Origin of the sequence: Micromonospora sp. NPDC005553 (genome assembly GCF_042871765.1) — a bacterium.
In the GTDB taxonomy this organism is placed as follows: domain Bacteria; phylum Actinomycetota; class Actinomycetes; order Mycobacteriales; family Micromonosporaceae; genus Micromonospora.
In genome coordinates this window covers 107457-115972 of sequence record NZ_JBIAJD010000011.1, presented here as the reverse complement: position 1 = coordinate 115972, position 8516 = coordinate 107457, and the positions used below count along the sequence as shown (strand labels likewise).

General features: G+C 67.4%; 3 protein-coding genes. 1 reads left to right on the top strand and 2 read right to left on the bottom strand.

What is annotated here, in order from left to right; genetic code table 11:
* A partial coding sequence (locus ACFYPG_RS31590) for an integrase core domain-containing protein (RefSeq protein ID WP_387354873.1) occupies positions 1–435 on the top strand: 435 nt, incomplete at its 5' end.
* Positions 436–657: 222 nt separating this feature from the next.
* Here the strand turns inward: ACFYPG_RS31590 and ACFYPG_RS31585 are convergent.
* Positions 658–843: a hypothetical protein gene (locus ACFYPG_RS31585; protein ID WP_355009417.1), complete on the bottom strand. Its 186-nt coding sequence runs from the start codon at positions 841–843 to the stop codon at positions 658–660.
* A 589-nt stretch (positions 844–1432) separates the two neighbouring features.
* Positions 1433–7744 (bottom strand): RHS repeat-associated core domain-containing protein, encoded by a 6312-nt coding sequence (locus ACFYPG_RS31580; protein WP_355009416.1) that lies wholly within the window; start codon positions 7742–7744, stop codon positions 1433–1435.
* Positions 7745–8516: the final 772 nt, after the last annotated feature.

Here is an 8516-nt window from a genome sequence, read left to right as displayed (position 1 = left end):
ACCTGCGGCAAAGTCGAACGCCACCACCAAACCCTCAAGAAATGGCTGAGCACCCAACCCACCCCCACCACCCGCGCCGAACTGCAGAACCTCCTCAACACCTACCGCCGCTACTACAACACCGAACGACGCCACAGCGCCCTACCCGCACGCGCCACCCCCGCCCAGGCATGGACAGACGCCCCCAGCCTCGGCGGACCGGGAAGCCTACCCACCCAGACCGACGCCACCCTGCACCACTGCCTCGTCGGCAACACCGGCGTCATCCGCGTCGCCGGACACCGCACCAGCGTCGGCACCACCCACGCCGGCACCACCGTCACCGCCATCCGCGACCACAACCGAATCACCATCTACCACCACGACGGCCAACCCCTCGGCCACTTCCACCTCACCCCCGAACGGACCTACACCACCCTCACCCGAGCAGCCTGATCAACAACACATGACACATCTATCGGGACTTCCCCTTGACACATGTCTCGGGACACGACAGTCACCTGCGAACGGAAACTGTCCAAGATCTCGTCGCGGTACGCGACCGGCGCGGACGTCGCGGAGGCTGTTCGCCGCGTCCACGGCCATCACGGAGAACGGGTACGCCGTCAAGGCGACCCATCCAGACACCACCTGGGTGGTACCGGTTCGCCCACTGACTCAGGCGGGCGTGGCGACGAGCATCGTCAGCGAGACAGGTCGACCGTTGGTGCACCTCGGCTCGGCCAGCTCGACAGCGGTCTGCGCCAACACACTGACCACGGTGTCGGCATCCTCGGGAGCAAAGGCGACCATCTCCGTCGCATCGGTCCACACCACCAGAAACCGGTCGACGCCGGCAGTCACCAGGCCGCCGAAGATGGAGTCGGCCAGCGGGTCCCAGCTGTAGTTGCTCGCCAGGGGCGGATCGAGCGGCGGTGCCCCCGGACGGCGTGGAAGAAGGCGTCCCGCCCGCCACCTGCCCCGGTCGACAACGAATAACTTCGGATGCCTTGCGTGCGGGCGGACGCCGTGGCGGCCTCGATCTCCGAGGCCGCCACGGCCACCACACCTGAACTGACGTTCACACCCTCACCTGAATAGGCGAATGCCGGTGAAGCAGCAGTCCCATGGCGGGGAGGGCGGCGAATTTACTTTTTCTCCACTTCAATCCTGAGGGCTGTCGAACCTTCTTCCAGCCATCCACAGTACGAATCGAAATCGAAGTGCCGACCGTCGGGCACCCCGTTCTGCGCCAGGGTCAGAAGGTGTCTGGCGAGAGAGCGCAGTCCCGCGGGATTCCCGGAGATCACGACCGTCCGCTCCGGGGCGTCCCAGACCTCTGCCCGAAGAATAGTCTCGTCGTCCCACCACGTCGCCACACCGTGTGCGGGGTCATAGGGAATCGCATCGACGGTGATCGGTGTTGTAGGTCGACCAACGGACCCGCCAGTCCCTACGGGGTGTGCCATCCCGGCTCCTCGGGTAGGTAGATGTGAATGTTGCTGACCGGACCGCCGCTGCGTACACCCGGACCGATCGGCTGATTATAGGTTTCGAAATTGATGTGAGGGTCCTGACGAGGATGGGCTAGATCCGCGTCCGTCAATCGGACCTGCCGCAGCCCGTCGTGGCTCAGGAACCTACCACCTCCCATGTCGCGGTAACCGGGTCCGAGGAAATCGACAGCCGTGTTCATCGCGTCATTGGTTGCCATGTGCGCGCCGTCGACCAGGTTGTTGACACCGCCTGGAGTTAGCCCTGAAACGCGCGCACCCGTTCGTCCCATCCCGTCGGTCGCGACAGCGAACACTGCCGCCAACGCCATCGCCTGAGTGTCTTCACAGTCGTCCATGCATTGGCCTGCGGCACCGGCATAAGCCGCGACAGCGAGCGCGCAACCCGCGCCTGCTGTCTCGGGGCAGAGTGCGACGCCGACGACGGCTATCACGGTGGAGACCACCATCTGATCCAAGGCTTCCCAGTAATCTTTCCAACCGGGCGCCCCGAACATGGCGTTCTTGATGCGGACCATGATGGCCTTGTAGGCGTTCTTGCCGGGGACGTTCCACGTATCCGGGCTCTGGTTTATGACCATCCGGATGTAATCGTCCAGTTGCCGCTTTTTCTCCGGCGGGATGGTCGGCAAATTCGCCGTCGAGTTCTTACCGGAACCGGAACCGCCGGTGGCCTGGCCGGCGCTCGTGTTCTGCCCGCTGCCGCCATTCTTGTCGCACTGGCGCTGGCCAACGCCGGTGTAGTTGTAGCACTGATCCTGCGGCGGAGGCACCCCTACGCCTTCACCAACGCCGTCGCAGGAATAGGAACCAGCGCACTCCCTCAGGCCACTGGGGTCGCTGAACGTGACCGGTGCGCTGCTGCTGTAGCCGTATCCGGTCCAGGACTGCGGATTCTGCATGTCGAAGACCGGGTCCACGGAGACGAACCGACCAGTGGTGGGGTCGTATTCGCGGGCACCGAGATGGGTGAGACCAGTGTTGTCCCTGGTGCCGCCGACGAACCCCTTGTCGTTGGCCCAGGTCGGGTTGCCGCCTCGCGGGTTGCCGTACGGGTCCTGCCGGCGCACCGTGGCGGCCTGGGCGGCGGTGGCGCTGACAGCCACGTTCGCTGTTCCCTGATGATCGGCGGCGAGCCACGTCAGACCCGCGCCGGTCCGCGAGGCAACCAGGGATCCGCCGTAGGCGTAGTAGCGGGTGCAGGTGGTGGCCCCGCTGCTGTTGGTGTACCGCAGTTCCTGGCCCGGCAGGTAGAGCGTCTTTCCGCTTGGATCACGGCGGAGCAGTCGGTTGCCGTCCGCGTCGTAGACGTAGGTGGTGGTGCCGGTGGAGTCGGTGCTCGTTTCCAGGTGACCCTCGGGATCCCAGCTGAGCACCTGCGACCCGCCGCCGGTCGGGCAGGCGTTCGTGCCTGTCCCCGCCGGCCGGCAGATGGTATTGCCCGTTGCGTCATACCGGTAGTTCTGCACCAGCGAGCCGGTGGTGGTGGCCGACAGGGCATGGGGTTGCGCGCTCTTGGCGCCCGGATAGCTGTACGTCGTGGTGGTGTCGCCGGTGCTGGTGCGGACGACCTGCGTCTTGCGGTTGCTCACCAGGTCGAACGACCACGAGTGCCAGTAGGGCGCCGGACCGCCGAGCGCGGTGGCCGACGCTGCGGCGGTGCAGTCACCGCTGCTCGGCGTCCAAGCGCTGGTCAGCCGGCGTAGGTAGTCGTACCGGAAGCACTGGGTGTCGTCCACCACAGTCGGTGCTGCGTCGACGGCCTTGGTGATGTTGCCGGCGTCGTCGTAGGTGTAGCGGACGTCTGACAGGGTGTTCGGACTGACCGTGTCACGGTCCATCCGAACGCCGGTCAACCGACCGGTCTCCAATTCGTGAGTGAACGCCTGCCACACCCGGCCGCCGGCCGTCTCGTCAGTATCGAGAGTGAGCTGCTCCAATTCACCGAGCGCGTTGTACGTCGTGCCGGCCACATAGGAGAGATTCGTCGTGCCGTACAGCGAGTCCGTGGTGGTCGGCTGACCGAGGGCGTTGTAGTCGTAGAAGAGAGTCTCGGCGGGCAGGTCGCCCCCCGACGGCATGCTGCCCGAGGCGCGGCTTCCATCGACGTTGTACGTGGTGGTGAAGTTGTAGGTGCCGGTCAGGTTGGCCTCGGTGCCCGGGATCACGACCTGCACACCGGTCGGTTGATACTGGTCGGTGTAGCCGGTGATCTTCGTCTGGTAGCTGGCGCTCCCGACGAATCGTGTTGATTGCGAGAGCCGACCCTTGGCGATGGTGTCGTAGATCCACTGTGCCCGCATGGTGCCGCCGACGGCGTCGTCGTACACCGCCCGCTTACGACCCAGGGTGTCGTACAGATACGCCAACTTTTCGGCACGGGCATCGGTTGACGACGTCATCCGGTCGGCGGCGTCGTAGGTGTAGGTGGTGGCGCCCGTGTCCGGATCGGTGCTCTTGGTACGCCGATTCTGCAGGTCGTACTCGTACCGCCACTCGTTTCCCATGGCGTCGGTGACACCGGTCGACTGCCCCTTGCGGTTGTACGCGTAGGACGTGGTGTCCCAAGAGCCCGCGGTGCCGGGAGTTGGACTGGTGCCGTGGTACTGGCGCACCGAACTGGTGCGACCACGTGCGTCGGTCAGCGTGGAGGTGGCGGTGCCCCCGGCGGGCGGGGTCACGTCGGTGCGGTCCCCGGCGTAGTAGATGGAGGTCCGCCAGCGCTCGGCGTCGTAGGGCCGGAAGACAGAGGCGGTTGGTCGACCAGCGCCGTCATACACGGTACGGGTCTGCGTGGGTACGAACGCGCGCTCGGTGGCGGTGACCAGTGTGGTGCCTGGTGTTCCTGTGGTGTGGTAGCTGCCGAACGCCGTCAGGTCACGACCAGCGGTGTCGTAGAAGGTGTCAGTGAGCAGTCGGCCGCCGGAGGGCGAAGGCGACTGCGTCTGCCGCAGGCGGAGCAGACCGTCGTAGAGAGCGTACGTCGTGTTGTATGCGCCGGCCGGGTTCAACCGGGAGGAGGAAACCACAGTGGCGGCGTTGTTGCGGATCAGATAACTGAAGTTGGCGTTGGCCGACTGGCTCCCTTTGTCCCGGCCGGGCAGCCATACTGCGGTCAGCCGACCGAGGCCGTCGTAAACGAATTCAGTTCGCTTGCTGTTGGGGTCGACGATCGCGGCGTTGTTGCCCCACGCCGGGTTCATCATCGTCGTGGCCACGTGCTGCAAGGCGTTGGTGACAGTGGTGGCGGTCACTGGGCCGCCGGTGGCCGGCGTGTACGCCGTGGTGGTCTTGGCGTTCAGCGCGTCCCAGGCGGCGGTGACCCGCCCGTACGCGTCGAAGCTGCCCTGGGAGACGGTGGCGAAGGTGGGTGATCCCGCGTTCCACGCCGTCATCTTCTCGGTCTTCCTGGCGAGGCCGCGGGTGGGCGCGGTCTCGAAGGCCTGGCCGTCGAAGCTGATCCGTTCGTCGCTGATGACGTCGGCGTCGGTCAGGGTGCCGGTGGTGGCGGAGCACTGCACCGCGTACGTCTGGGTGCGGTGCGACTTGTCCATCAGCCAGAGGGTGTCGTTGCGCGGGGTGTAGTCGGTCTTCTTGCACTGCTCGTCGCCAGCGACCCCGTCCTGGCCGAAGTCGTCGACCTGGGTGGCCATGCCGAGTGAGTCGTAGGTGGTGGTGGTGCGGGTGGCCCGCTCGCCGCGGCCAGCGTCCAGGGTGGTGTATTTCCGGGTCGTGGCGACCCGGGCGAAGCGGGCGGTGACGGTGTCACCGTTGAAGGTGCGGCTGGCGGTTGCAGCCGAGCCCCACGGGTCGTTGGTCTCGCGGGACACCACCGGTCCACCGGGACCGTTGAACGTCTTGACCTCGCGGGTCATCCCGGCGAACCAGTCGGCGTCGGTGAACCCGTCCACTGTGGCGGCCTTGGTGCCGCCCGACGGTGCGGCCCGGTCGCCGTCCATACCCCGGAAGTACCGGGTCTCGGAGTAGGTCTGCTCCCCCGCGTCGCCGGTGGTCACTCCGACCCGGCCGTAGCCGCGGAAGCTCGACCAGGTCTTGTACCTCTTCTCGATCAAGCCGTCGTCGTCGCTGTAGTGCCACGCCGCGCCGTCGAGGTAGTTGTATTTGTGCACGACCCGGGGGCTGCCCTGCGGCGGGGCCCCGCCCGTGTTGTCCTGCTCGTAGACGGTGGTGACGACGTACTTGTGGAACCAGTCGGTCACCGGGTTGGCGTAGCCCTCCGGGGTCCACACCGACGGGTAGCAGCGTTTGGTGTTCGTCTGCGGGGTCGGTGTCTGACCGGCCACGCAGTCGGTGTCGGAGTACGTGACGGAGATGGTGCCGCCCGTCTCGGTCTGGATCTTGGCGATCCGCCACCAGTTCATGGCCGCCGCGAAGTCGATGGTGTCCACCCGGTTGGCCAGCTGCACGCCGGTGAACTCGATGTCCGGGACGGTGGTGGTCGTTCCCACCAGGCCGGCGTGGGAGATCTTCGACAGCCACAGTCCGGCGCGGGTGCCGTCACCCGGATCGGGGAACGTGTGAGTGAGGGTCCAGCGCTCCACGTCGGAGTACGAGCCGCCGGAGCGGACCTGGGTCGTCACTGTCGACAGCCGCTTGGTGGTCCAGAAAGTCGGTGAGAAGACGGTGCCACAGTTGGACCCGGTGCACTCCTGGTCCCAGGGGGTGTCCGGCCAGTGCGTCGCGTCGTGGGTGGTGCAGCTCGACAGGCACCGGTCCGCCACTCCGAAGACCACCTGCGCGGGCGCGGGCGTGCTCAGCACCGAATCGACACCACCGTCGCGGCGCGTGCCGTACGAGATGTGGTCCAGGTAGCCCGCGCGGTCGTACGACGCGGCGTCGGAGGCGGTGAGGTTCCGGCCGTACTTGTTGGTCTCCTTGGTGTACCAGTACGAGGCGGAGTTGCCGTGCACGTCGACCACGTAGTCGAGGTTCCACCGCCACGCCTGGGTGCAGTCGGAGTCGATGAACGCATCGGCATGGCAGGGCTCGTTCGGGTCGTTGCCGAAGACCGGGGCGTTCAGCGTCGAGTTGGTGACGGCGTTGCCGGAGGCCCAGCCGGGCAGCCGGTTGACCCCGAACCAGTACTGGGTGCCGTCGGTGGTGGTGACCACCCAGTACTCACCGTCGTTGTCACCGTTGCTGGCGCCCGTCTTGCGCTCGATCCGCGACCCGTCGTCGGAGCGCAGGTGCCAGCGACCCTCGGTCGCGTTGTAGATCAGCTCACCGGAGTGACCGGCCAGCGACAGGGTGGCGTTGCTCGTCTCCCAGCACAGGTCACTGGTCTTCTTGGTGTTGTTCGCCGAGCCATCCATGTCCTGACCGCAGCCGAGGTAACGCCGCTCGATGAACCCACCCGGGTTCGCCTCGAAACCCTCACCGGCCCAGGAGGGCTGGTTGTTGCTCGCCGCCTGGCGACCGTCCACCGACTGTGACGAGTAGGCCAGCGACAGAGTCGGTGCCGGACCGCCGAGCGAGGGCGGGACCCGCATCGGGTACGACCAGTTGAACGAGCCGGAGTTCCCACCGGCGGTCCATGTCGACGACGGCTGCAGTGAGGTGGCCTTCAAGTCACCGGTCGAGCCGGAGTCGCCCGCCGCCAACGCCACCAGCGCGGTGCTCGTCGAGACCGGCACCGCCGCGGACACGCTGCGCGACGTGAGATCGTTCGTCGAGGGTAGCGGCGTACCCGCGCATTCCTTCGCCGCCGGTTCGGTGAGCGCGCAGGCCGGAAGGGACATCAGGCGCAGCCGCGACGACCAGTCGGCGCCGTACGCGGTCGCGAACCCCGCATAGTCCACTGTCATCCGCACACTGGCCGCGTCCGCGACGCCGTCGGCCCGACCCACGCGGAGCAGGACTCCCCGGACGCGCGCCTTCTCGGTAGCCGTCCGATCCAGCACCTCCACCCGCACCCGGGAGGGAGCGGCGGCGGGCGCGAGCCGCTCCCCGGCCACGGACACCGCACCCGACACCGCCGGCGCCACCCGCACCGGGAGCGCACCCGCCGCGGCCGGTGCACTCGTCCTGGCTGCCACGGCCACCTCCGCGGCCCCTGCGGCTGGCCATACCGGCGCCGGCTTGCGGGTGGCGTCCGGCATCACCGCGCGCATAGCGGACGTGCCCGCGACGACCGGCGACACCGGCACGGTGGGCACCTTCTGCGGCGTCGGCGGCTTGTACTGCGCCGCGGCTGCCGCGGTCGGCGGTACGCCGACCAATGACGTGATCATCAGGGTCGCGCTGGCGGCGGCGATCAGTAGTCGTGTTCGATTGCGACGCCGGGGTAACGGCAAGGATGTGCGGGCGGTGTCCATGTGTGCTCCCCACCGGCATGCGTGACAACCGCTCTGCGGTCGCTCCGCTGCCGTCGATCGACGTGACATCGGGTCGGACAACGTCCGGCGCATCCCACTGGCCAGGCCTTGGTGGTGACACGCGTCGGACAGGTGTCGTCGTCCGCTCCGGTGGTCCGGACGCGTGACGTCGACGGGCAGGCAGGGAAGGCCGACCAGACCCGGAAGAGCGGGTCAGGATCGGCGAGCGGTCGGAGCAGGGAGGGTCGACCTGAGGGTGCTTCGGCCCGTGGGCGGTCGCGCCGGGCTGCCACAGAGGGCCCGTCGTAAGACCGTGACGGGCAGGTCGCTAATGGAGCCCCGAGAGCGCTGCTCGGCGGTGAACGCGCAGTTCGGTAACTGCCTCGAGACCATGCAGACGCCTGGTCTCGCATCCATCAAACTGATGTCGTGCAGCCATCGCTTGCCCCCCGTGGCATCGATGATCACCAAAATTAGGAGAAGTATAGAGATCGCTCGGACCGCACCACAAGACCCTCGACAGGTGCGTGCCGGGGTGCGAATCGGCTGGTTCCATGCCTAACGCGTCGGGGGGGGGGGCCCGGGGGGGGGGGCCGCCCCCGGGGGGGGGGGGCCGCCGCGGCCCCCCCCCCCGGGGGGGGGTTGTTGGGGAAATGGGGGGGGGTGGTGTGTGGGGGGCGGGTCGGTC

Bases quoted from the DNA above. Each gene is read 5' to 3' on its own strand.
- ACFYPG_RS31580 (WP_355009416.1), bottom strand. From the start codon at position 7,744: ATGATCACGTCATTGGTCGGCGTACCGCCGACCGCGGCAGCCGCGGCG.